A 23,726-nucleotide genomic window follows, 5' to 3' on the forward strand; every position below is an offset into this window, starting at 1 on the left:
GAACAGTTTCCAGGTACAGGCGAAGTTCACCTGGAAGAAGCAGGGCGGGACCGCGAGCACCAAGACCTGGCGCCCCGACATGGGCTGGGGCCACGCCTGCAACTGACCGTGCCCGCTCCGGTTCCCTGCCTGAAGCGAACCGTCGCGCTCACGCTCCGGCCAGGGGCACCTGCCCGCCGCCCCTGCCCGGAGCCCGTACGCACCCATTGAGGACACGGTTACCACCTCCTTGACCGGAAAAGGCCAGGCGGCACGACGCGCCTGGCTGGCTCCGCCCAGAGCCGTTGACTCCCGAAACCCCAGGAGCGCCGGCCAGATTTCGGGCCGCACCGGACAGGTTCAGGGCCCTGGACGAGGCCCTCCCATCACGAGGTTGGCCCATTCCTGGTCCCGCTGTCCGGGGATCGTCCGTCCCGCCCGCCGCCAGGTCGCGGCGACGGCAGCGTAGATTGGCGGCTCATCGATCCGAAGAAACGATTCTCCAAATGCGTGCACGGTTTCCCTCCGTCGCTCACTCTCACTGGGCGCCGGAGCCTCCTGCATCGTGGTCATACCGACTCAACGACTCCTCAGGCCGTCGGCACCGCGTCCAGCGGCACGTCACCCGACCGGGTAGCCCCTCACCCAACCGCACTCGCACAAGCGCGCGACATCGCAGGGTGAGGAGATCTTCCCCGGTTTACCGCAGAACGATCCCGGCCGCTCCGAGCCTGCCTGTCTGTACCGCGGGAGACCTACAGGCATCTGACCGGGGCATACTGCCGCTGCGCGCTCTGCGGGCCGGGCGCGTTTCACCGTCCCACCCCCGCGATGGCGATAAGCCCGGCGCATCCTCAACCAGGCAGCCTCAGCAACTGCCGCTCCTCTCTACCCGTCAGCAAGGCGTGGCTGCACGCACGTTGTCGACCACCTGAGTGCCCTGGTGCCGCCGACTCCGGACGCCCAGTTGATCGCCGTGGTGGTGGCCATTCGCGCTGCACATGGAGGTATCGGCGATCTCACCGGATCCGACCTGCCCCGCTCTTGTGGAAACGGAGTTCGTGGTCGTGTGCGGTGCTCAATTCACCTGACGGTCACGACTGCGGTTGATCCGGTGCCGGTTGGTCAACGCAACCGTTAGCGCTCACCCGGCTTGTACTGCTATCGGCCTCTCTCCTGCTCGAGGTGGCGTGGGCGATGAGCAGAGCGACGTCATCTGGCCGCCGGGGTGCCGCAAGGCCTCCAGGACCCGGTCGCAGATGTCCTCAACGTGGCCGGGCTCGGGGAGAGGCTGTTCAGCTCCGAAAGCGCCGGTTGGACCCATCCGCCGCTCCTTTCGTTCCAGCACTCGGGAGCCCTCTCCTCATCGATCGTCCACACGCCGGGCTGTCCCGCATCCCGTGGCGTACGGTCTGATGCCGATGTCGCCCACCGTCCGCAACGGATCTCACCGGACCGGGCGGTGCCGACGGCACGGCCCAAAAATCTCAACCAATACCGGGAATCGGGCAATACCGGGAATCAGGCCGCGACGAGCTCCTGCTCGCGGTCCGGCGTCTTGACCTTGAGCTTCTTGTTCGGCAGCGAGAGCCGGAAGACCTTGTGCCACGCGGAGTACACCTGCTTGGGCAGCGGCCCGGTGACGTACTCCCCTGTGGGCCGTGACGTTGGAGCCATTGAGGAAGGGGCCTCAAGACATGGCCGAAGCCCCGCCGACGGAGGGATTCATCGGCCGGTCGCCACATGTTCGGACTGTGCCGGTGCGCCCGAAGTACCGGCAGGGGAAGGTGAAGCCGTGCCGTGGAGGATGGCCTGCTCGGCGGGGGTGGCCTGGCGGATCCATGAGGGCTCGAGCGCCGCGTAGGTGGTGACGTCGTGCCAGTGGCCCTGGGTGTGGAACAGCTCCCGCAGCGTGGCCTCGGGGCGCAGCCCGGCCGCGAGCATCACCGCGCGCATCCGCGTGTGATCCGCGCGGTGCCCGGCCCAGATGCGGTGCAGTCCGAGGTGCCCGAATCCATAGGCCATCAGGAGGCGCCCCGCTTCGTGCCCGTGGCCCCGCACGGGCGCGTCGGGCAGTAGGACCAGGCTGGTGAGCATGGCGTTGCGCCCGTACTCCTCGACGAGCAGGCCCATGGTGCCGACCATGACGTCCTGGCCGGGCGTACAGACGGCCAGGGTGTGCTTGCGCCGCGGATGGGTGTAGGGCTGGGCGAGATGCTGCGCGAACGCGTCCTGGGCCTGACGGGCATCCATCCGGTCGACACCGAGGTAGCGGGTGAGCACACGATGGGTGTGGATGCGTTCGAAGGGAGCCAGGTCGGTGGCCCGTAGCTCGCGCAACCACAGGTGCTCGCCGTGGAGTTCGGGCAGGTGGTTCACCGGGTTGCTCCTGCGGGGATGCGCTCGGCATCGATGGCACCGATGAGTTCGTCAAGGTCCACGTAGTAGCGGCCGGAGGCCACGGGCGCGCCGAGCAGGATGCGGCGCGCGGTATCGGTGACCAGGGCGCCGCCCAGCATCACCCCGCTGGCCAGCTGCGGCCAGCTGGACAGGGTGTGCCCGATCCGGCCGAGGGCACCCTTCATGGCGGGACTGAGCCGGCTCTCATCGCAGATGCGCAGCAGGTAGGCGAGGGCGTCCGCCGGTGCCAGACGCCGTACGTCCTCTGCGGTCAGATTGCCGCCTCGGCCGTGGAACAGAGGCCGGTCCGGCTCCAAGTCGAAGCGCTCGACGTCCAGTAGCCCTCGGTCATTGGCGTCCATCAGGACCGGGACACCGTGGTGCCGCGCATGCTCGCGAGCGGCGGTCTTCACCCAGGGGGTGTCACACTCCTCGATCACCAAGTCGAGCCGACGGTCCGCAGCTCCGAAGAAGGCGTCGATGGCGTCCTCGGTGAGCCCTTCGTGCCACAGCTCGATGTCGAGATAGGGGTCGATCTCGTACATCTGCCGTGCGCACAGCACCGTCTTGGGCAGGCCCAAGTCGTGCACGCCGGCCCGCAACCGGTTGAGATTGCTAAGCCCGAGGGTGTCGAAGTCGGCCAGGCGAAACGATCCTGCGACGCCCTCCATGGCGCAGGTGAGCGCCGCGCTGTTGCCCACAGACAGGCCGATCACCCCGATCCGCCGCGCCAGCAGACCCTGCTGCTCGACAGCGGTGATCTTGTCCCGGTTGCGGTCGGTACGCACCCGACGGAACTCCTCACGGGGCAGCACATGCACCAGGCGCCCGGACCACGGATACCACGCCCACGTTCCGTAGAGGCCGAGCTCGGCGCCACCGGTCAACTCCGCCACGGCGCCGTCCAATCGACGTCCCACGAGGGCGTCCTGAGGGCGCAGGCAACGCACCAGTTCGGCGAGCTGCTCGTCGATACGGTCATGCCGCTCGCGTACGCAGCCGGAGGCGAGCAGAGAGTCGAGGACGGCACGGTCGTCCTCCTCGGCGGGTCGCAGCAGTGTGGGACGGACGGAGACCTCCTGCCCCGACGGCATCGGCAGGGGGCACTGCGGGTCACCCGGACCTTCGCGAAACGAATTGATCACGAGGCCGGAAGCTACCAGCACGCGATCTTTGAATCCCTTCATGCCAGGGGGCGCGCGTGGTCGAATTCGTGCGCGGGCATTCATTACCTCACACCCCCCTGCGCCGACCTGCTCCCGAAGGCGACTTTGACCAGGCGGCACAAGCCTTTACGCACCGCACACCAGCGCAGACGAAAGTCACACCGGCACAGCAAAAGGGTGATCGCCCAGGAAAGTCGCCTCATACGATCGCGCCGCGCCCCCGCCCTACAGGGGCGGTTCACCACGTGCCGCCCAGGCGAGCATCTCGCCGGGGTCGGCATGAGCGGCCTCGCTGCGATACGACTCATATTCACCGGCACCCACCAACCTGCGCGCCAGGTCCTCGCCCGCCTCGCGCAGCGGCGCCACATCCGGAGCCCCACGCTGCGGATGACCCACCGCATCCCACAGCCGCTGGCCCGCGCCGGACGCGAGCGCCGCAGAATGACCGTCCCCGTTGGCGGAGAAGGCCGCGGCCAGCATGTCGAGCCCCAGCGCGATGCCGAAGGTGTCGCCGATCTGTTGCTTCGCGTGCAGCATCGAACGGGCGTACTTCAGGGCCAGTTCACTGTCCCGCTCACGCAGCGCAATCACACACATCTGGTAATCGGCGTAGGAGCGGATCCAGTGCTCCCCCATGGCGACACACTCGGCGCGCAGGAACGTCGCCGACTCCAGACTCTCCTCCAACTCCCCGAGCCCGGTCAGAGCGAACAGCCGCAGCATCCGGCACATCATCACCGCCTGGGGCATGGGCCCGGCAACGTCCGAGCTATGCGCACTCGCGTTCCGCAACGCGTGCTCCAGGAGGTCAAGCCCCGGCTGCGGATTGCCCTGCAGAAGGTCGCTCATCGCCTGCAGATAAGCCGCCCGCAGCAACGCGGTCGCGTCCTCGGTGACACGGGCGTTCTCCAGGCACTGGCGACCAAGATGCGCAGCCGTGGCGTGATTGCCCTGCAACAGATGGGTCAGACCGAGAGCCCACACGGCTCGCTGCCGCACCGGCCCCTGAGTGTCACACGCCTTCAGCGTGCGCGAAAGATAGAGCTGAGCGGTGTGCGCATGCCCGCAACAAGTCCAGTAGAAGCCCGTCAAGGTGGCCAACTCGAGCGCCGCGTCGACGTCGTGGGCGATCAAGTGGTCCAGGGCCGCACACAGATCGGGGTGCGCCTCCTTGATGGTGCGATACCAGCCGGTCTGCTCGGCACTCGTCCACGTGGCGTCCGCCTGCTGCGCCTGAGTGAGGAAGTACGAGGCGTGAGAGCTCGCCATCGCATCCAGTTCACCGAGCTCGGCGAGCCACAGACGCCCGTATTCACGCACCGTGTCGAGCAGCAGACAGCGCCCCCGGCGGCGAGTCACAACGGACTTTTCCACCAGCCCGGCCAGAGCGTGACTCACGTCGAAAGGAGAGAGCGGCCCACCGGAACACAAGGCCACAGCCACGGGCTCATCGAAATGCCCATGGACAATGGACAGCCGGGCCCACAACAAACGCTCCGCGGGTGTGCACAATTCATGGCTCCAGCCCAGCGCGGTCCGCAGCACGTCATGCCTGCGGGGCGCCAACGGACGCACCTCATCCTCTGCCCGGCTCAACTCGTGCCGCGGACGCCGCAGAAGATCCTCGATACTGCTGTGCCGCAGCGCCCCCGCAGCCAACTCCAACGCCAAGGGAAGCCCGTCGAGGTAGGCACACAACTCGGTGACCTGGTTCAGATCCCCGGGCTCCGGCAAATGCCCCGACTCCGTGGCACGCCGCAGAAACAGCTCCGCAGCATCCGTGGCGCACGGCAATGGCTCGACAACTGCCACGAACTCCTCGTCCAGCTGGAACAGTTCGCGGCTCGTGGCCACGATCCTCAGACGCGGACACTTCTCCAGCAGCACCTGCACCATGCGCCGGCACGCGGCCAGCACATGCTCACAAGAATCAAGTACCAGCAGCAGGTCGCGATCGCCGATCCAATCGCAGATCACATCCACCGGCGTCCTCGGCGTGTGATCGGACAGACCGCACGCATCAGCAACGAGCGCCGCGAGCAACCCCTCATCCCGTAGCTGCCACAGATCCGCCCAGCAGGAATCCGCCGCATCGGCCACCAGACCGAGATCCACCACCTGCCGCACCAGCCGCGACTTACCGACCCCTGCAACACCGGTCGTGGTCACCAGCCGGTGGACCTTCAACGCGTCCTGCAGCTCAGCCAATTCCCGCTCGCGCCCAATGAACACGACTCCATCCTCCCCATACCTGCGAACAGGCCTCCGGCCCGACGCAACGACCTCCCTCATGCCGACCGGCTTCACAGGGACACGCATCGCGTGCCGTGGAGCAAGGCTCCGGAGCCTGGGCCGTGCCGGGAACGCGTGCATGCATCCTGGCAGCCCTGGCCTGATCACGGAATGTGGATGGCAAAAGTGGAGGCGATGGCGGTCAAGGTGTTCCTACCGTTCGCAGTCGTAGGCACCCGCCGCGGCGGACATGCAAGTCTGGATGAGGACGCCCGGCTCGGCCTCGGCGAGCTCGCCGGTGCGCAGGTCGCGGACGGCGCCCGCCTTGAGCGGCGTGACGCAGCCGAAGCAGACGCCCATGCGGCACCGGACGGATGAGCGCGCCAGCCTCCTCTCAGGTACCCCAAGCCCATCGACCTTGTCCCCGGGGCAAAGGGCGGGGCACCGCGCGGACGGCGCCCCGCAGCGGGAGGGACAGGTCAGCGGGTGGTGTAGCCGCCGTTGAGGAAGAAGGTCTGGCCGTTGGCCCACCATCCGTCGGTCAGCAGATGCATCACCCACGGGACGATGTCCTCGATCTTCGTCAGGTCGCCGTTCATCGCCGACGACTTGTGGTACGCGACCGAGTCGTCGTCCTCGGCCGGATAGAAGAACGACGTGTCCATCGGTCCCGGCGCGATGTTGTTGACTGAGATGTTCCGGCCGAACAGCTCCTTCGACAGCGCCCGGGTGAAGTGCTCGACCGGCGCTTTGCTGCCGGCGTAAGTGGAGTACAGGCCGGTGTAGGCGGCCAACAGCGAGGTCACGATGGTGATGATCTTCCCGCCGTCCTCGATCCGGCGGGCGGCCTCGCGCATGACGAAGAACGCGGCCTTGGAATTCACCGCGAACATCCGGTCGTACTCCTCCTCCGTGATCTCGGTCAGCGGCTTCTTCAGCACCATGCCGGCGGTATTGATGCTGTAGTCGAGCTTCCCGAACCGGTTCACGACCTCATCGAACGCGCGCTCCAGCTCGGAGACCTTGGTGAGGTCTGCCTGGATGGCGAAGGCTTCGCCGGGGCCGGCGTTGATCTGCGCGACCACGTCCTCGGCCTTGGCCCGGGACGAGTCGCTGTTGTAGTGCACGGCGACCAGGGCGCCCTCGGCGCCCAGGGACGTGCTGATCAGACCGCCGAGGTTGCGGGACGCGCCGCCGACGAAGGCGACCTTGCCGTTGAGCGTCTTGTCCGGGGTGTTGACCATGACAGCCTCCTTGCACGTACGTCGGATGGAGCACGGACGCCGGCGCACCGGATGCCGCGCACACCACAGCATCACCGCGGTCACCCCCACGCTTCTTGAACGATCCGCGCATCCCTGGAACAAACCGCCCACCAGTTGTCCCGCCCCAGCCCAACTCATGGCATCCGGGGTTCCGCCTCCCGGGACAAGCCGTACGCGGCGCGTACGAAGGAAGGGGACCGTCCTGACCTGCAGGCCCCGGCCGGGGAGGTTCAGCTCTGCCCGTGCCCGTCCCGCAACAGCCCCGGGGTGGTGCCGGTGTGACGCCGCATCATCCGCGTCAGATGGCTCTGATCGGCGAAGCCGTGCTCCAGGGCGATGTCCGCGATCGGCCGGTTCGTGCTCAGCAGAGCCCGGCGGGCTTCATCCAGCCGCGCCCGCATCACATAACGGTGCGGGGACTCCCCCATTGAAGCCTTGAACGCCCGCGTGAAGTGCGAAGTACTTACCCCGGCGACCCCGGCGAGGTCCGCCAAGCCCATCCGGGAAGCCAGATTTGCATGGATGAAGTCCCGGACCTCGGCCAGCCGCCGCGGCGGCAGTCCGCCCTCGCGCACCGGAAGGCTCCCGGCGCTCCCGCACACCCGCACGACCACGGCCGCCGCGGCCTGCACCAACGACTCCACGTAAAGCCCATCGGGCACACCGGGCTGCTCGAATTCGGTCACCAGCCGCTCGACGAGCATCTTCAGCAACGGATCGGTGAAGTGGAACCGAGGCTCCAGCTCGAACCGGCCCCCCGCCCCGCCCTCCGCGGCCAGTTTCTCCAGCCAGGCCGGTTCCACGGCCAGCAGCAACAGCTCCACATCGTCCTGCCACCGCGGCCGCGAAGCCCACCCCGCCGGATTGACCAGCGCCTCACCGGCATGAAACCGCTCACGGCATGCCGTGCCGTCGGCGGACCAGCGCAGATTCTCCGACCGCCCCGTATGGACCACCAGAACATGCCGCGACGGCCCCACGGGCGGTGGCACACTGTCCGCCACTCCCGCCGCGCGCTCCACAGCCCGCTCCACCACCGCGTGCCCCAGCCGGTCACCGCTGCCCGACAGGCACCGCAAATGGGGCTTGATATGCGAACTCACATCGCCCATTCTCTCCCCTTCCCACCCGGAGCGCCCACGGACCACGCCAGCCTCCTCGTCACCCGGCACCACGGCAAGGACACGCAATACAACCTGAACCTCAGAGAGCGGGCCCGGCCCGCCCCGTCCCCGGGCACAGGTCCAGCGGGGGCCTTTCGACCGGTCAGGAACAGCGGACCGCGAGTACGGCGGGCGATCAGGCGGGGCAGTAACCGGGCGGCGCCGGAGTGCAAGTGAATCCACTCCGTCGCCCCGCCCTTCGCGGTAATCCTGCCGCGCTTGCCCCGCGGATACAGATCCTCCACGTTCAGGCACAGCACCTCATCGGCCCGCGCCGGCCACCGGCCCGCCCCGACTGCACCGCATGGCCGAGCACGAGCAAACTCATCAATCTGGTGTGATACGCCCGCTGTTCGCTGCCCCGGGCGGCGTAGATCGGGCAATGATCTGTCTCGGATTGCTGACAGCCTCCGGCCGTGGAGCTCCGCCTGCACCGGGAACGACGTGCCGTCGCCGAACGAACTGCTGGCGTGGAAGATGCCTGGCGGAGCGTCATGAAGGCAGCGGTGGAGCGCCAGTTGAGGGCCATACCGCTGAGGCTGGCAGTGTGGCCGAGGCCCCTTCAGCTCCGCCACTCACAGGAGGGCATCCAGATCCCGCGTTGCGGGGGCTGTACGGCGATGCAAGAGCGCCGTTCCACGGGGCGGATCGTCTGCGGTTCGGTGAACAAAGCGTGCCGCTGGGGGCGGTCACTGTCCATGGGTTCGGCACGTGCCGGGGTGGTGGCGATCGTGAGGGTGACGAGGCCGATGAGGACTGCCGTCGCCGCGAACACCGCACGGGTGTGGGTGCGTACGCGCAGTTCGGCGGCTGCGCGTACGGACCAGGGCTGGGCGATCGTCGCGGCGGACGCTTCCGTGATACGCGTCCTGACTGCGTCACGGCCGGCATCCGGCAGATGTCCGCTGATGACCGCGCGGGCGTGCCGCAGTCTGCTGACGGTGGCGGCGGCGGTGGCCTCCGTCTCGGTGGCGGCTTCGGCAACACTCAGGCCGAGACCGTCACAGAGCAGGACCGCTCGGCGCTGCCACGGCGGAAGAGCCAGGAGCGCACGGTGGAGAGGGTCGGCGGGCAGGGAGCCGGGAAGCGTGCGGACCCGTCTGAACCGGTGCCAGGGAGAGAGAGCGTAGTCGTGGGCCTGCGCCCGCACCCAGCCCACCGGGTCGGGATCGCGCTCCACCTCGGGCCAGCGTTCCCAGGCCCGGTGGAAGGCCTGCTCGGCGGACTCGAAGGCGAGACGGCGGCATCCGGTCAGTACATAGGCCTGTTGGACGAGAGCGGGTGCTGCGCAGTTGTACAGCACGTCGAACGCCGTTTGCGCCAACGGCACCGGCCCGTCTGCCGCGACGGCCCGCTCCGATAGCCGGTGGGCGAAGCTCGGAGGTGGCGGCATGTCGTCGGATCCGGTGGTTGGCTGGCCCAGCGGCGGTGCCCCGGTCGTCCTCGCCGAGATATCGGCCAGTCGTCCGGATGGGGTGTGGTGCATGATGCCGTGTTCCTGTGTGAGGTTTCGGACAGGTCGTCAGGCCGCGCCGGGACGCGGGCTGACGGTTGTCGCATCGGCCTCACACGCTCCGCTCGGCAGCGGGGTCAACTGGTGCGCGTGCGTGTGCTGCTACGTCGTCGCAGCACACGCACGCCGGTTACCGATCCTCGCGCCCGATCAGGCCGTAAGTACGAGCTGCGCTTGGCAGTACGGCGGCGGGGACGAGGAGGGATGGTTTGTGATCGAGGACAGACCACCAGGCTCAGAACCGGGCACCGACCCGATCACAGAATCGTTTCGCCTACTGTTCCCTACGACTTGGAGTGCCTCTGCGCATGGGCTCCTTTGCGGGTGCCGTGCTTGGACGAGACCTGACCGATGAGTTCCCAGAAGCACACCAGGGCGGTGATCGGTGGAATTCCGAGGGTCACGAAGGCCAGCACCGAGCGGGTGGAGTGGCTGACACACAGGGTCACCGCCATGGCGGAAGCCACCAGGAGAACGCCCCAGGAACGTTTCGCCTGCTGATGCTGAACGGTCGCCCGCAGAATTGAGAGAGCCGCGACGAACCACGGGCCATACACGGTCAGCGGCCACCACTGCGCCAGCCTCGCCGGCAGAATGTACTCGGCGAACGTGCGGAGTTGGCCGTAGGAATAGGCGATGGACCAGCCCAGCAGGCACGCCGCGCACACCGCGATCGCGGCGAACAGGACCGTCACCTGGGTAATGCGCTGCCCTGCCAGCGTGAAGGGCGGTTTCCGCTGACTGCGCCTGCGGTCGATGCGGGACTGCGGCTGCTCCTCAAGTCCGGGAGCCGGCTCCAAACCCGACTCAGGACGCGAGACGGCGGCCATCATCTCGGCCAGTTCCTCGCGGGACAGCGGCTGCCCCGCAGGTCCGGGAGCCTCTCTGGGGCCTGCTGCCGCGGCCATCATCTCAGCCAGTTCCTGCTCGATGTCCCGACGGTTCAGCGTGGCGTCCAGGTCCGCTGTCCCCCAGGACTGCTGGCTGGGGATGGGGACGCTGTCGTACGGGTTCAGTGTGCTGGTCTCCGGCCTCCGGGGGTATCTCGGCGTGTACGCGCCTTCTCTGCTGCTGTACCAGTCGTCCATCCGGGTTCCTTCGCCGCTTTGTGGAGTGTGCTGCTGGAGTGAGGAACCCGGCCAGTGGTGCCGGTGCGGGCCATTGCTGGCATGCCCCTCGCATGCCGCCCGCAGAGGTTCGGTTCTCATCGTCCTGATCTCGTTGAAAAATCATCTGACAGACCGAAGAACCCTCCGCCCCTGGTCAACCCGTGCACGGGTTGTCCGACGGAAGAATCCTTTCTCCGTGTTTGTCTGCCCCTTTCACGTCCGCATAACGAACGAGCCCGGAAGAGGGGTGTCCCTCGATGGGGTGATCGAGGGACACGAATGGGCACACCGGGCAAAGCCTCAAACGCTTGGCCGACAATCATGAGGGCTAGGTGGTACGAGGAAGCCTTCGACAACCTGCCGACTCCGTTCAAAGAGCGAGCCCTGGCCCTCAACGGACTCATTCGGTCGTTCTTGGACCTAGAGAGCCCGAGATAGTCGGCGTTCCGCACGCTGGTTGGGCGTCCCAGCAGCCGTCCTAGGGGGTGTCTGCCAATTCGGTCGTCTGGTCAGCGGGCTACCCAGTCTGGTGCCCATACGTCGTGCGAGGTTTGCGGGCCCGCAGTGCGCAGATGGTCGCGTAGCGCGGTCAGCACGGGGTGCTGGTCTCCACTGCGGAACAGCAGCACATGCGGGTAGACCGGGGTCGGGTCGTGCAACGGGATGCGCCGCAGGTCGTGGGTCTGGGGCCACAGGTACCGGTCCCCGCTGCCGACCAGGGTGGCCAGCGAGGCTGAGTCGGCCAGCGCGTCCATCAGGGCCTCGTCACCGAAGTTGGGGCCGAGCGCGTCGATGCTCAGGCCGAATGCCTCGGACAGCGCCTGGTAGAACGCTGCCCACTCCGTGCTCGGCCTGATGCCGGGGATCCAGATGCGGTGACCGCCCAGGTCCGCAGGACTGACCCAGGACACGTCAGCCAGCGGGTGGCCGGGTCCGACCAGGAGCTCCAGGGGTGTGTCCAGGAGTCGTTCGGTGCTGAGCCCGGCCGGGACCTGGTCTGCCGGCAGGGCACGGAAGGACGCGTCGACTTTCCCTTCGAGCACCGCCTGGGCGGCCTGGGCGGCGTTCTCCTGGCTCAGCGTGACCGCGTCCAGGTCCGTCTCGGGGTGGGAGCGGTAAAACCGGTAGACGGCCTGGGCCGGGGAGATGCGCCGATTGAGGACATCGACACGCAAGGGACGGCTTCCGGGGCGCACGGCCTGCTCGGCCTGCTCGATGGCCGCCAGGACCTTCTTGGCGTGCGGCAAGAAGACCTGCCCGTCCAGGCTCAGCCGGGAGCCTCGGGAGGTCCGCACCAGGAGCGTGACCTCGATGTGCCTCTCCAGGGCCGCGATCCGCTTGGAGGCCGCCTGCTGGCTGATCCCCAACTCGTCGGCCGCGGCCTGGAACTGGCCGGTCTCGGCGACGGCCACGAACGTCCGCAGTGCTGCAACATCCACACTTCCACCCTACTTCCACAACCATTGGTTGTTTCCGGTGTGGTGCAGGGTTGTTTGATCAAGTGTTCTGCGCGGTGGTGGGATCAGCGCATGTCTACCCGCACAGAGCAGGTCATGTACGTCCAGACACCTGAGTTCGCGCGTCATGCGGACCGCATCATGGAGGTGACCGATGCGACGTCTCGGCTGAACGTGCTTCCGTTCAGCGACAGCAAAGGTCGCGCGGAACTACTTTCTGTTGTGTTCGGTGGCTCGCTTCCGGAGTCGGTGGTGATCTACCCGCCGTTCTTCACCGAGCACGGGCTTAACACGACGTTCGGGGAGAACGTCTTCGTCAACCAGGGATGCACCTTCATGGACAAGGGAGGCATCCGTATCGGGAACGGCGTCATGATCGCCCCGAAGGTCAGCCTCATCACAGGAGGCCATCCACTACCCCTGGCTGAGCGCCGCGAGTACCTCTCCTTCGCCCCGATCGTCATCGAGGACGACGTCTGGATCGGGACGGGTGCCGTGATCACGCAGGGGGTGACCATCGGCGCCGGTGCGGTGATCGCTGCCGGTGCGGTGGTCACTCGTAATGTTCCAGCCGGCACCGTGGTCGCGGGAGTGCCCGCCCGGGTGATCAAGACGATTGACTGATCCCGGCCGGGCCGCCGGCCCGGCTGCGCAGCACCCCCGCGGTCTGACCCTGTTGCCTCGTTACGCCCGGCTGACCGACCGGCAGTGGGACCGCATCCGACCTCTGCTGCCCTCCGGTACCGGCCGTCGCGGCAGGCAATGGGCCGATCACCGATGCGTTGTGGAGGCGATCGTCTACGGATACCGCACCGGTATCCCTTTGCGAGACCTTCCAGCCGTGTTCGGATCCTGGAAGACCGCGTGGACCCGCCACCGCCGCTGGGCCGCCGACGGGACCTGGGACCGCGTGCTCGGAGCCCTGCTCGCCCGCGCGGACGACGACGGGCTGATCGACTGGCTGGTGGCGGTGGACTCCACCACCACCCGGGCCCACCAGCACGCCACCAACACCCGCCGCCCCGAGAAGTGCCGGGCCGCAGCCCAAGGGCAGGGCCTCGACGGCCACCGAGAGCCCGCTGGGCACGCTATCGGCCGTTCCCGCGGCGGGCTGACCACGAAGATCCACCACGCCGTGGACGGTCAGGGCCGACCGCTGGCCGTCGTCGTGACGCCCGGGCAGGCGCACGACGGGAGCTCCCTGCCGTTGCTGCTGGGCGACCTGCGAGTCCCCAGGACCGGAGCAGGCCACCCCCGCACGCCCCCGACCTTCGGTTCCCATTAGGCATACTCCTCCCGCGCGATCCGAGCGACGCTCAAGGCCCGGGGGATCACTGCGGTCATCCCTGAGCGGCGTGACCAGCAGGAGCACCGTCGCCGCCGCGGTTCAGCGGGCGGGCGTCCGTCGAAGTTCGATCCGGTGGCCTACAAGAACCGCAACGTGGTCGAACGGTCCTTCGCCCTGCACAAGCAGTGGCGTGGCCTGGCCACGAGGTTCGACAAGCTCGCGATCGTCTACCGCTCGGCTACGGTCCTCGCCGCAGTACTGGTCTGGGCTCGCATTTAACGGACACGCCTTACAGGGCCCGTCTTCTGGATCATCCATCCGTGATCCGACTGCACAGACTTCGCGGTATGCCTGAGCGAGACGACTCCGCGTGGCGACGCGTGACAACCAGGGCAAGGGTGCGGCTATCGTCCACCAGCAGCGGAGGAGGGGCCTCGGATTCCGTCCAGGAGGTAGATGGTGCGGCGGTCGTAGTCGTCCCGGGGAGGCCGCTCGCCGTGCTTGAGGGCGAGGGCGTTGTCTACGACAAGTGCGTGCAGGTCGCCCGCCGTGAACTCCGGCCGCAGCGCATTCAAGGCTTGCGCCGCCGCGATGAGCTCCTCGTTGGCCTCACTTCCGACCCGGCAGATCTCCATCAGCTGCTGCGAATGCGGATACGTCTGCAACAACACGTCGTTGAAGGCGGGCTGGCGGTACTGGAGGTCGCGGAGCGCGGTGAGGTAGTACGTGATCCGCTCGCCCACGTCATCGATGGCCCGAGCGTTGTCGATGACGGCGAACAGCTCACTCGCCACGAGTTCTTCGATGACGGCTTCGATGAGGCCGATCCGCCCGCCGAACCGGTTGAAGATCGTGGCCTTGCTCACCCCTGCCGCCTTGGCGACCTTCTCCAGCGGCACCGTCAGACCCTGCCCCCGGAAGGCGCCGATCGCGGCAGAGCGGATCTGTTCGGAATTACGCCGGGCATCGGCGCGCAGCCGGGATCCCGAAGGCACCGCACTCACCGTCCCTTTCTGCCGGTCGACGCAACTTGACTCGTGCGGTCAGTTTACCTACGGTCACAGCAGAAGGGAAACTGACCTATGTGGTCAACTTGTGATTCCGAGAGGTCAAGAACATGATCGTTGTGACTGGCGCCACCGGTGGACTGGGCGGCACCACCGTCGAGCACCTCCTCAAGCGCATACCCGCCGACCAGATCGGCATCAGCGTCCGCGACACCTCCAAGGCGCAGCCCTTCGCCGACCGCGGCGTACGCGTACGGCAGGGCACCTACGAGGATCCGGCCGCGCTACGCAACTCCTTCGCCGGTGCCGAGCAGGTCCTTCTGGTATCCGGGAACGACCCGGACGCCGACATGGTCAGCCTGCACCGCAATGCCATCGAAGCGGCGGTCGCGGCCGGTGCCCACCGCATCCTCTACACCAGCCAGCAGGGCGCCGTCCCCGGCAACCCGTACCGGCCCTCCGACATCCACATCGCCACCGAGGCGCTCCTCGACGACTCGGGCGTCGCCTGGACCGCACTGCGCAACGGCGCCTACGGCCCACTTGACCAAGTGCTCGGCCCGTGGCAGCGGACCGGCGTGATCGCCCAGCCACAAGACGGCCCCGTCCCATATACCGACCGTGCCGACATAGCCGAGGCCACCGCGGTCATTCTCGCCGGTGACCGCTCCTTCGACGGCCCCGTCAACCTCACCGCGCCGAACGCCGTCACCTTCGACGATGTCGCCAAGATCGCCTCCAGCCTCGCTGGTCGCCCTGTTGAGCGCATCGTCCTGGACGACGAACAGTGGGTCGCAGACCAGATCGCGATCGGTGTCCCGCAGCAGACGGCCCGGCTCATGCTCACCTGGTACCAGGCTGCCCACGCTGGCTACTTCACCGAAGCAAGCCCCCTGCTGGCCGAACTGCTCGGCCGCGAACCCCGCACCGCCGCTGAACGGCTCGCAGCCCACGTCGCCGCCTGAAGCTGAGCTTCTTTTCGACCGCCTGATAGTTGATCTGAGCATGCCCTTGACTTACGCGCAGTGGGCGCGCGGATCGAGCCACTCCTCCCGAGTCGAACGCCGAAGCGCGGTTACGGGGGAGAGCACCGGCAGGTCATCGACGCCATCGCGTTCAAGTTTCAGACCGGGATGCAAGGGGTCCAGTTGCCGGGCAAATACGGCAACTGGAAAGGCATCTGTAGCCGACTTCGGATGTGGGCCATTGACGGGACCTGGCGGGGAGTGTTCATCGCGCTGATGGCGCAGTCCGACGCCGACGGTGACCTCGGCTGGGCCGTCATCAGTACGGGGAGGTACCTGCCCGTACGACACCGGAGGAGACCAACGGCCGGCTGACGTCTGATGCCACCTCTCTGCGTCACGGATCAGCAACGCCCCCAGGGATACATGCTCGCTGCAACGCAAGACGGCCCGCACTCCTGGCGATTCACGCCGAGGGTGCGGGCCGTCTCGATCAACTTTGCGAGCTGATACGGCCGCGTACGGCGTGCACGCCGGTGATCACTGCAGCCATCCAGAAGCACGCCCCTGACACCGCGATCCGAGCCGGTGCGTGGAGGAGCAGCGCCAGAACACACACGACGGCAAAGACGAGGACGCCGCAGGCTATCGACGTAGTGTCACGCCAGGCGGGTGTCGTAGGCCTGCCCACGAAGAACAGGATCCCGATGGACAGGAGCACCAGCAGGGCTCCGCTGTAGATGAGCCACGAGCTACTCAAAGCCATTCTCCGATCGTTTTGCTGGTGTTGCTACTTGCAGTTTCCGCCGGAGTACTGGCCGGGGATGAAAATTCCAGCCGCGAACTTGACCTTGATGCACTTCTTGGCGTTCTTCGCCTTCAGCGCCGTCGTGGTGATGACCGCGGCGTGCGCTCCCCAGTAGATGTTCAGGCCAGGCGGGAGGAAACCCGAAACCACACCGGACAGAGCGCCATTGTTCGCGATCGCCTTGGTCTCCTTCTTGTTGAAGTACGCGGTGCCCGTCACGATGCCCCATGTCATCTTCGGGTCGGCGACCACCGGGAACGCGGTCTCCCCGCCGGTCTCTATGGTCTGGATGAGGTCGTTGCCGTCCAGCTTGTAACTGGTGGGCACGCTCTTGCCGTTCGCGTCCTTCGCCCACGGCGCGTCGATCGTGGCGACCGGGACGTGAACGCCCTCGGCGGCCTCACGCGTGATCTCGAAGCCACCTTGGCCGTCCTCGGTGATGTCCGCATCCTGCGGGATGTTGAGCCGGAAGCGGTGGGTTTCGGAGGCCTTGTCGTCCTTGAGCGTGATCAAGGTGCGGGCTCCGCCGTCCGTGGTCGGCTGCACCGCGAGGTCCGTGGCGGGAGCGGCGTCGGGGTAGATCACCGTGCCAGCGCCGACCTTGACTCCGGCGACATCCTTGGCGCCCGGCAGCGTGAGGCCGAACGAAGAGCCGCTGTCATCGACCGCGTGCAGGGCGCCGTTAGCCTTCTGCGGTGCGGTGACCGTGAGGGCGGCTCCGTCCGCAGCGGTGACCGCCTTGGCCGGCGTGCCCGGAGCCACCGTTGACGCAGCGATGTCGGCCGTCCCCGTGGCAGCTTCCACGACAGCGGCGGCCTGGGCCGCGCCATCCGAACGCGTGGTGGCGACAGCGGCGTTGGCCGGGATCGCGGAGGCGAAGAGCGCTGCCCCAACGGTGGCGGATACAGCAGCGAGGGAGAGCCTGCTGAACTGGCGACGGTGTGTGCTGTTCTGCACGCGCCGTACTCCTTTGAACGTGCTTTTCAGGCATAGCTCGCAACCCATCCCCCCGAGGGCGATGGGCGTTTGCCGGGCCTTGTGGTCAAGATCGACTCCATCACACACAGAGCGGGACACGCTGTGGCGAGAGTCATAAATCAGCCTCAAATTTGCATCTGATCCAAGGCGTTTTGCCACACGTAACCTTCTAATCTCAGGCCAAGAATTGAAGCAACCTACGAAGCCAAAGACTCATCAGAGGTCGCACGACTCCACTCCGGCGGCTCCGATCTCCGTGCAGGCAGCCCCCGAGGCTGCTCTATCCGATACGCGGCGGCCTATCAGATACGTCCCATGACGCAGCTTGCGGACGTCTTCGGCAGCACGGCCAGAACGCGGTGCTGCACGGACGCGACGAGTAGTGAGCCCCGGGATCCACCGGGAGCGGATGGGCAGTCGGGCAGGTTGGGGTAGCCCTCCGGATGGCGAAGAAGAGAAAGCAGCGCAGGGAGCACCCCTCCCCCGGTGCCCGGCTCACCAGGCAACGCCTGCTCGAGGGCTTACCCGGGCCCGATGGAATCCGCGTGCGTCCGCGCGCCCCGAGGACAGCAGCCGGTTCGCCGAGTTGCTGGCCCTGGCGACCGAGGACATCGAACCCGCCCACGTGGAGGGAGTTGAAGCCGGCCGTTGCGGGAGGTGACTGCAGGAAGCTCTGACGAGCGGCAGCGACTCGCTGACCGAGCCCCTGGCCCGCGCGGCCGCCAGCGGCAGGCTCGCCGCTGCAGCACTGGCCCTCTCGCTTTCCCTGGTCGCTCAGAATCAAGACGGCGCAGTGGTCGGTGCGCTCCTGGCGCTGCCGTCCGGCACGGTAGTCAAGACCGTGAGGGACGCGGGCTACCCGCAGCACGCCGTGCTGGCGATACTCAAGTACGCCAAGTCCTCGGCAGCGGGCCGGGGTGAGGACTCGCGTTGTTCGAATTCTGTCGGCCCAGCGGCAGTCACTTGTATTCCCGCCCCCTCCCCCTGCGTGCTCAGAGGGTCTAGATTCGGATGACCCGGACGCGACAGGGGTGTTGGATGACCGGCACGGTGGATGGCAGGTCGCAGGTGCGCAAGTACCGCGGGTCTCTGGTGGTGAAGGCGCTCGTCGCCGCCCTGCTCTTCGTCTGCGCGAGTGCGCTGGCAGCGTTCGCCGTGCTCCTCGTGAGGGTGGCACAGGCTCCCTTCGTCGTAACGCTCCCCTTCGCCGCGTTCGCAGCTCTCTCGCTCGCCTTCATGGTGTCCTTCATCAGGGCCGCGACCATCGTCGAGCAGGACCACATCACCGTCCGGGACGCGGGGACCCGGAGAACAGCCTGGAGGGATGTCACTGCGATCGAGATCGAGGAGACCTCGATCGGAGCCAGCAACGGAACGGCCAAGACCGTGGACAGCGTCGTGATCTACACCCGCGACGGCCACAGGATCGTGCTCCCCAACCTCGTCGGCAAAGACACGCAGTCGACTCAACACGAGGTGCACGCCCTGCGCGAGATGTGGGAACAGCGGCGCGGCAAGGACTGGACCCCGCAACCGGCAGCCATCAAGGTCGCGCAAGAGAAGTCCGCGGCACGGGACAGGCTCGAGGGCTCGATCATTGGCGCGATGGGATGCGCCTACACGGCGATGCGGATCACGGTCTTCGGCGTCGTTGTCGTCAGCCTCATCGCGCTGGCAACCGGCAAAGCCGACGACCTACCCGGGTTCGGGTGGATGTTCGCCGCCGTGCTGGGAGGTGTGGCCGTGGTTTTGCTCCTGATCGTCCTATTGACCGGACCCACCCGTGACCGCAGCCGGTAGCGCCGCCTGATCGGCGTGCGTGCCCTCTGCGTCCATGCCGGAACACAGGTCATCCGTCCTTCCGCGCCCTGTTCGGTGTTGAAGAAGCGGCTGCGGTGGCGGGGTTACCACCCGCCACTGTCAGGTTCTCCACGATCCCGTTGACGAAAGCCCAAGTCTCCTTTCCCACGCCCGGAAGCATCGGAAGCCTCACAGCGCCGCCAACTCGTCCTGCTGGGAACCCTGTTGTAGACGACGACAAGCTCAGAGTTGCCGTTCGTCGACCAAAACCGTTGCCAAGCCGGCCGCGCCGTAAAGGTGAAGGGCCGTCCCCTCCGGGCCGGTTGCGGTGGTCAGCGCGGGGACCGGCGCCCCGGTGAGCAATGTGTGCCGGAGGTCGCCCGTCCATGGGTCCCAGATGCGGACCCCACCGGCGCCGCCTGAAGCCAACAGCGTACGCCCGTCCGGCAGGTCGAGACCGGTCAGAGTCAGAGTGTCCGAGGAGGCCCACGAGGCAAGTTGAGTGCCATCGACCATGTCCCATACGTGGATGCCGGATGCCGTCGACGCGGCGAGCAGAGTCTTGCCTTGCGTCGTGAAGGCACACAGACTCTGGACTCTGGTGTCGGAAGCGCGCAGGGACAGTGTGCCGATACGTACCCCGGACATCACGTCGATGAGAGCGACACTCCAGTGTTCCGCCACGGCGACCACGACCTCATGGTCGCCATGCGAGCCCAACGGAAGGGCGGCGAGTGCACCCACTCCCCCCTTCAGGTCGGGCGTGATGGTGGAAATCATCGGTTCGCCGTCATCGGGATCCCACACGACGCAACGGAATCCTGCGTGAGCTTCCGCGATGACGAGCACCGGCAACCCCGTGGGAGTCAGTGCGACGCACGAAGCGTGTTGTGGTGAGCGCCCCCCAGGCGCGGTCGCCACAACTTCTTGGGACACCACGTCCCAAACGGACCACGAGTACGGCCCGGTGACAGCCACCAGGGCGGTACCGGGCGCAGACGGGAGCGGATGAACGGCACTGACACGTCCGACGTCCAGGCTCCCGAGTGGTTCTCCGGTCACCGCGTCGTGGATGTCGAGGCCCCCAGGTCTGCCGACAACAAGGAAGTCCATGGCCGCGTTCCCGTCGTGGGACGGCTGCCTGATCCTGCACAGTGGCCACATGCTGCGTCGGCCTGTCGTCCACGGCGCCAGATACCGCATGGCCCCTGCGCTGTGCCCGTCAACCTCAGGTTCCTCGGCGAGGTCCCAGAGCCTGACGCCTTGTGGCCCCGCCGATACGATGTGGCGCGCTGATCCGCCCTCGGGCACGGCGAGGACGTCGGCGGACGGAACGTCGGCGTCGAAAGACCGCTCCGTGCCGGTCGCGAGGTCCCGTACGACGATCCGGCTGCCCCTGATGCAGGCGAATGCACTGCCTCCAGGCAGTGCCACGGCGCCATGGCCTCCTCGCGGGGACACCGCCACTCGCACGCCGGTGAAAGGGTCCCAAACCTCCAGTCGCCGGCCCGCAGGCCCGTTCCTCACCAGAAGCAGGTCGTCGGCCTCGGGCCTCGCAAGGGCCACTGGGATTGCTGCGTCCGTGCCCCCAAAGGGCGGCTTCGCGACGATCCCTGCCACCGGGTCCCAGCGACGGATCCCCTCCGCAGTGACGACCGCGATCTGGGCATGACCACTCGCCCTGCGCACGACCGCCGTCGCACTCTGGCCGAAACGCGAGGCCACGGACGGCCACCCTCTGCCCTCGATCAACTCTCCCGGGTCCGCGTCACGCGGTGTGGGCCTCCACAGAATCACCCGGTCGTCCCTGGTGCGGACAAGTACCTTCCAACGTGAGAAGCCATCCTCCAGGACGTGCGCTTCCATGCCGTTGCGAAGCGACGCGGCGGCGATCGACTGGCCCGACACAGGGTCGCAGATCTTCACAGTGGTTGCGTCCAGCACGACCAGGAACGTCCGCCCGCCGGTGGCCCGAATGGGCCGCAGAGCACGTACATACCCCTGCGATCCGAGGTCCGCCACACGTTTGCCTGTCGCGGCGTCCCAGATTCGAGTTCCGCCCCTGCCTGCCGCCACCGCGACGAGTGAGCGTCCGTCCAAGGTCGGCACCACGCATGCGGCGACCGCATGCCGGAAAGGAGGAGCCAGTACGTTCGTCGGCGCTGCCCACCGACTCCAGACACTTGCCATGGGGAGCCGCTCGGGGCCGTCCTGCGGCTCCGCTTCCGCACCCGCGTGGAAGGCCATGCTGCTTGCCCGTGAGGTGAAGTCGACGTGGTCGTCGAGGTAGGGCTCGATGATCGCGGCGGCCGTCAGGACGCGCCGTTCCGGATCGGCCGTGGGGAGCGGCAGGCCAAGGCGGGCGCGCAGGGCTTCCGACGTCTCCTGGGCCAGCAACTCAAGCGGCACGCTCCGGTCGGTCAGAACCTCACCGACGGCCGCGTGATGCAGGAAGTGCCTGCGAATGTAGGGGTGCGCCAGGTGCGGACGGGCACCGCGGACCAAATCGGCGAGTGTCTCCACAATCGCGGCATGCGCAGCGACCAGTTCCTGCGGCCTGGTGAACGGCCGCCACCAATGTGTGGCAGTGGTCGAGGGAGGGGCCAACAGCCAGTCATGATCGGCTATGAGGAGATCTGTCAGCCGCTGGTGGACCGGTCGGTAGACCACCCGATCGTCCTCCTCCGCGGTGGCGAGGTAGCCGGTGAGTCGGCTGGAGCGAAGCGTGCGGATGGCCCGATCGGCAGCGTCGCGAGATACATGTCCGCCACCGTATTCATTCGCCACCAGAGCGGCGACGACCGCCGGCCAGACCTCGGCCCAGGGGAGGCCGGCCCCCGGTGCGAATGCAGTCGCCCGGATGACGGCGACCAGCAAAGCGGCTGGTACATCAGTCGCCAGGGACACGGCTTTGATGTCCTCGCGCAGCAGCCCGGTAGTGCCGTCGGAGAGACGGTCGAGCCAGCCTTCCTCGGTCAGGTCTTGCCGGGCCTCGGCCCTCCGTAGCTGGTCAGCGGCGATCCGGGCGTCCAGGAAGGACGGTGCGACCGCAGCCGCGATCGCCTGCGCCGCCTCGTCGGCGGCTTCCGGCGCTCCCCGGTAGGGGCTGGTCTCCGGTGCGAGTAGCAGCGTGACGGCGTAGGCGGCGATGTCACTCACGCTGTCGAGACCGTCGCTCCGCAATTCCTGCGGCTCGATGCCCTCGGCCGACAGGGCCTCGGTCAGCTGCAGAAGCAGCTGGTCGGCCCGCTCGTCGTGCAGGGCTGAGCTGGTCGCATACGAAACAGCGGGGGAACTGCGGATGCCCAGAAGGAGACGGACGGCGCCGCCGCGTTCGGCAAGCCTCAGGTGGGCCAACGGCAGGATGACGTCGTTGACGAGGGCGAGTGGGTCCTCGGCTTCGTCCAGCGCGTCGATCACCACGGTGACGGGAACAGCCGACCCGTCGGCCCGGTCACTCACCAGCCGGATCAGGGCCTGGAGCGGCAACTGCTCCGGATCGGCCGCCGCTCGCGTATCGCCCTCGCCGCCCAGCGCTGTGAGGAGGTCCTGAATGACGACGCGCGCGGACTTGTTGCGGGCCAGAACGGCGACGTCCACCGCCCCCGGTTCAGGCCGCAGTTCCGGAACGATGCTCGCCACCATGGCTTCGTGGCGCGGATCAGTGACGAAGCCCGGATCGGAAAGGGTGACGAGCCGGGCCAGCAGGGCGGACTTGCCGGACCCGGCCGCGCCCGTGACGATCAGGACGCCTGCCGGGCCCTGCAGGAAACTGGTCATGCAGGTCATCGGCTCGGTACGGCCGCTGAAGTACCAGCCGGGATCGTCCTCGGCCGCGCGGCCGGACGCGCGCTCCAACCAGAACTCCGTCAGGGGGTCTGATGCCGAGTCTGCCCCTGCGTCTGCTCCAGCCCTTGGAACCAGGGCCAGTTGACGCAGCGCCGGGCCCGCCGAGTGCTCTGGCGATCGGTAGCGCGGGTTCGGCAGGCAGGCGCTCAGCAGGTGCTTGCGGGAGTGCGGCACGATCCACTCGGCGCTGACCAGGTCCCTCTCCTGGTCCTTGTCGTCTCGTCCGACCTGGTCCAGGAGCTGTTCCCACTCGGCGAAGGACAGGTGGGATGCCGTGTAGCCGGCTGCCTCGTCCCGCATCCGCTCGCAGGCCAGGGCCACGCGCTGGGTGAACGAGCCCACCATGGGCTGTACGTAGTGGTTGCCCGCGGTGACGACGGCGATGCCGTAGTGGCTGTGGCGATCGTCGGACAGGGCTTCCAGGAGCGTACTCAACTCAGCGCGCAGGGTGCCGGAGAAGCACGAGTCGACCAGCACCATCACGTGCTCGGACTCGCTGTCGACGGCCGCGCTGACCAGTTCGCTCGTGGGGAAAGCCGTGGCCAACAGACGGTCCGGCTCCGTCTCGGGGAGAGTGAGAAAGTGGCGGGGTGCGTTACGGCGCAGGCCATGACCCGTGATGTAGACGACGATCGCTTCCTGATAGCGGGCGGCGGCGAGGTTCTCGCCCCGCAGAAACTCGCGGAGCTCGTCGACGGTACGTACTGAGGGTGCCCGGCTCACCTCGAAGCGCCGGTCGGCACC

The 23,726-nt window shown here is 67.4% G+C and carries 16 protein-coding genes and 3 pseudogenes; 5 read left to right on the forward strand and 14 right to left on the reverse strand.

The genetic code is table 11. The features are described from left to right. Positions 1–1,500: 1,500 nt before the first annotated feature. From AC5P1C_RS40210 to AC5P1C_RS40255, 10 genes and pseudogenes are all read right to left on the reverse strand, one after another. Positions 1,501–1,629: pseudogene (locus tag AC5P1C_RS40210) on the reverse strand (acyl-CoA desaturase); the annotation flags it as partial. A gap of 75 nt (positions 1,630–1,704) precedes the next feature. Then, the gene (locus tag AC5P1C_RS40215) at positions 1,705–2,358 is read right to left on the reverse strand and encodes a GNAT family N-acetyltransferase (protein WP_493870950.1); all 654 of its coding nucleotides are present in this window, start codon (positions 2,356–2,358) and stop codon (positions 1,705–1,707) included. After that, on the reverse strand, positions 2,355–3,524 hold the full coding sequence (locus AC5P1C_RS40220) for a ThiF family adenylyltransferase (protein ID WP_493870951.1): 1,170 nt from the start codon (positions 3,522–3,524) through the stop codon (positions 2,355–2,357). The genes AC5P1C_RS40215 and AC5P1C_RS40220 overlap by 4 nt, the downstream gene beginning before the upstream one ends. 246 nt (positions 3,525–3,770) lie before the next feature. Beyond that, the gene (locus AC5P1C_RS40225; RefSeq protein ID WP_493870952.1) at positions 3,771–5,780 is read right to left on the reverse strand and encodes an ATP-binding protein; all 2,010 of its coding nucleotides are present in this window, start codon (positions 5,778–5,780) and stop codon (positions 3,771–3,773) included. Between the two features lie 213 nt (positions 5,781–5,993). Then, positions 5,994–6,146, reverse strand: a pseudogene (locus AC5P1C_RS40230) (ferredoxin reductase); the annotation flags it as partial. Between the two features lie 113 nt (positions 6,147–6,259). Then, on the reverse strand, positions 6,260–7,024 hold the full coding sequence (locus AC5P1C_RS40235; RefSeq protein WP_493870953.1) for an SDR family oxidoreductase: 765 nt from the start codon (positions 7,022–7,024) through the stop codon (positions 6,260–6,262). Positions 7,025–7,275: 251 nt separating this feature from the next. Then, complete coding sequence (locus AC5P1C_RS40240) at positions 7,276–8,157, reverse strand: helix-turn-helix domain-containing protein (RefSeq protein ID WP_493870954.1); 882 nt, start codon at positions 8,155–8,157, stop codon at positions 7,276–7,278. Positions 8,158–8,770: 613 nt separating this feature from the next. After that, positions 8,771–9,694, reverse strand: coding sequence for a sigma factor-like helix-turn-helix DNA-binding protein (locus AC5P1C_RS40245; RefSeq protein WP_493870955.1), 924 nt, complete (start codon positions 9,692–9,694; stop codon positions 8,771–8,773). A gap of 311 nt (positions 9,695–10,005) precedes the next feature. Then, complete coding sequence (locus tag AC5P1C_RS40250; RefSeq protein ID WP_493870956.1) at positions 10,006–10,809, reverse strand: DUF2637 domain-containing protein; 804 nt, start codon at positions 10,807–10,809, stop codon at positions 10,006–10,008. Between the two features lie 530 nt (positions 10,810–11,339). Beyond that, the gene (locus AC5P1C_RS40255) at positions 11,340–12,269 is read right to left on the reverse strand and encodes a LysR family transcriptional regulator (protein ID WP_493870957.1); all 930 of its coding nucleotides are present in this window, start codon (positions 12,267–12,269) and stop codon (positions 11,340–11,342) included. Between the two features lie 114 nt (positions 12,270–12,383). On the opposite strand from AC5P1C_RS40255, the gene AC5P1C_RS40260 reads away from it, so the two are divergent. Both AC5P1C_RS40260 and AC5P1C_RS40265 read left to right on the forward strand, forming a co-directional pair. Then, a complete protein-coding gene (locus tag AC5P1C_RS40260) occupies positions 12,384–12,911 on the forward strand; it encodes a DapH/DapD/GlmU-related protein (protein ID WP_493870973.1) in 528 nt (175 codons plus the stop codon). 43 nt (positions 12,912–12,954) lie between these two features. Next, a pseudogene (locus tag AC5P1C_RS40265) lies at positions 12,955–13,854 on the forward strand (IS5 family transposase). A 125-nt stretch (positions 13,855–13,979) separates the two neighbouring features. Here the strand turns inward: AC5P1C_RS40265 and AC5P1C_RS40270 are convergent. Then, positions 13,980–14,579 carry a TetR/AcrR family transcriptional regulator gene (locus AC5P1C_RS40270; RefSeq protein ID WP_493870958.1) on the reverse strand — a complete coding sequence of 200 codons (600 nt, stop codon included), beginning with the start codon at positions 14,577–14,579 and terminating at the stop codon, positions 13,980–13,982. Positions 14,580–14,692: 113 nt separating this feature from the next. Here AC5P1C_RS40270 and AC5P1C_RS40275 point away from each other — a divergent pair, with 113 nt between their 5' ends. Together AC5P1C_RS40275 and AC5P1C_RS40280 are read left to right on the forward strand one after the other, a co-directional pair. Continuing rightward, positions 14,693–15,547, forward strand: a complete 855-nt coding sequence (locus AC5P1C_RS40275) for an NmrA family NAD(P)-binding protein (RefSeq protein WP_493870959.1) — start codon at positions 14,693–14,695, stop codon at positions 15,545–15,547. Positions 15,548–15,607: 60 nt separating this feature from the next. Beyond that, complete coding sequence (locus tag AC5P1C_RS40280) at positions 15,608–15,922, forward strand: transposase (RefSeq protein WP_493870960.1); 315 nt, start codon at positions 15,608–15,610, stop codon at positions 15,920–15,922. A gap of 118 nt (positions 15,923–16,040) precedes the next feature. On the opposite strand, the gene AC5P1C_RS40285 is transcribed toward AC5P1C_RS40280, so the two are convergent. Continuing rightward, positions 16,041–16,313, reverse strand: a complete 273-nt coding sequence (locus AC5P1C_RS40285; RefSeq protein WP_493870961.1) for a hypothetical protein — start codon at positions 16,311–16,313, stop codon at positions 16,041–16,043. A gap of 24 nt (positions 16,314–16,337) precedes the next feature. After that, on the reverse strand, positions 16,338–17,312 hold the full coding sequence (locus AC5P1C_RS40290) for a hypothetical protein (protein ID WP_493870962.1): 975 nt from the start codon (positions 17,310–17,312) through the stop codon (positions 16,338–16,340). Positions 17,313–18,371: 1,059 nt separating this feature from the next. Between AC5P1C_RS40290 and AC5P1C_RS40295 the strand changes: the two genes are divergently transcribed. Beyond that, complete coding sequence (locus AC5P1C_RS40295; RefSeq protein WP_493870963.1) at positions 18,372–19,133, forward strand: hypothetical protein; 762 nt, start codon at positions 18,372–18,374, stop codon at positions 19,131–19,133. A 243-nt stretch (positions 19,134–19,376) separates the two neighbouring features. On the opposite strand, the gene AC5P1C_RS40300 is transcribed toward AC5P1C_RS40295, so the two are convergent. Continuing rightward, a complete protein-coding gene (locus AC5P1C_RS40300) occupies positions 19,377–23,327 on the reverse strand; it encodes an AAA family ATPase (RefSeq protein WP_493870964.1) in 3,951 nt (1,316 codons plus the stop codon). Positions 23,328–23,726: the final 399 nt, after the last annotated feature.

It is taken from the genome of Streptomyces sp. A18 (assembly GCF_059026065.1).

Bases quoted from the DNA above. Each gene is read 5' to 3' on its own strand.
- AC5P1C_RS40235 (WP_493870953.1), bottom strand. From the start codon at position 7,024: ATGGTCAACACCCCGGACAAGACGCTCAACGGCAAGGTCGCCTTCGTC.
- AC5P1C_RS40240 (WP_493870954.1), bottom strand. From the start codon at position 8,157: ATGGGCGATGTGAGTTCGCATATCAAGCCCCATTTGCGGTGCCTGTCG.
- AC5P1C_RS40245 (WP_493870955.1), bottom strand. From the start codon at position 9,694: ATGCACCACACCCCATCCGGACGACTGGCCGATATCTCGGCGAGGACG.
- AC5P1C_RS40250 (WP_493870956.1), bottom strand. From the start codon at position 10,809: ATGGACGACTGGTACAGCAGCAGAGAAGGCGCGTACACGCCGAGATAC.
- AC5P1C_RS40260 (WP_493870973.1), top strand. From the start codon at position 12,384: ATGTACGTCCAGACACCTGAGTTCGCGCGTCATGCGGACCGCATCATG.
- AC5P1C_RS40275 (WP_493870959.1), top strand. From the start codon at position 14,693: ATGATCGTTGTGACTGGCGCCACCGGTGGACTGGGCGGCACCACCGTC.
- AC5P1C_RS40285 (WP_493870961.1), bottom strand. From the start codon at position 16,313: ATGGCTTTGAGTAGCTCGTGGCTCATCTACAGCGGAGCCCTGCTGGTG.
- AC5P1C_RS40295 (WP_493870963.1), top strand. From the start codon at position 18,372: ATGACCGGCACGGTGGATGGCAGGTCGCAGGTGCGCAAGTACCGCGGG.
- AC5P1C_RS40300 (WP_493870964.1), bottom strand. From the start codon at position 23,327: ATGGTGGGCTCGTTCACCCAGCGCGTGGCCCTGGCCTGCGAGCGGATG.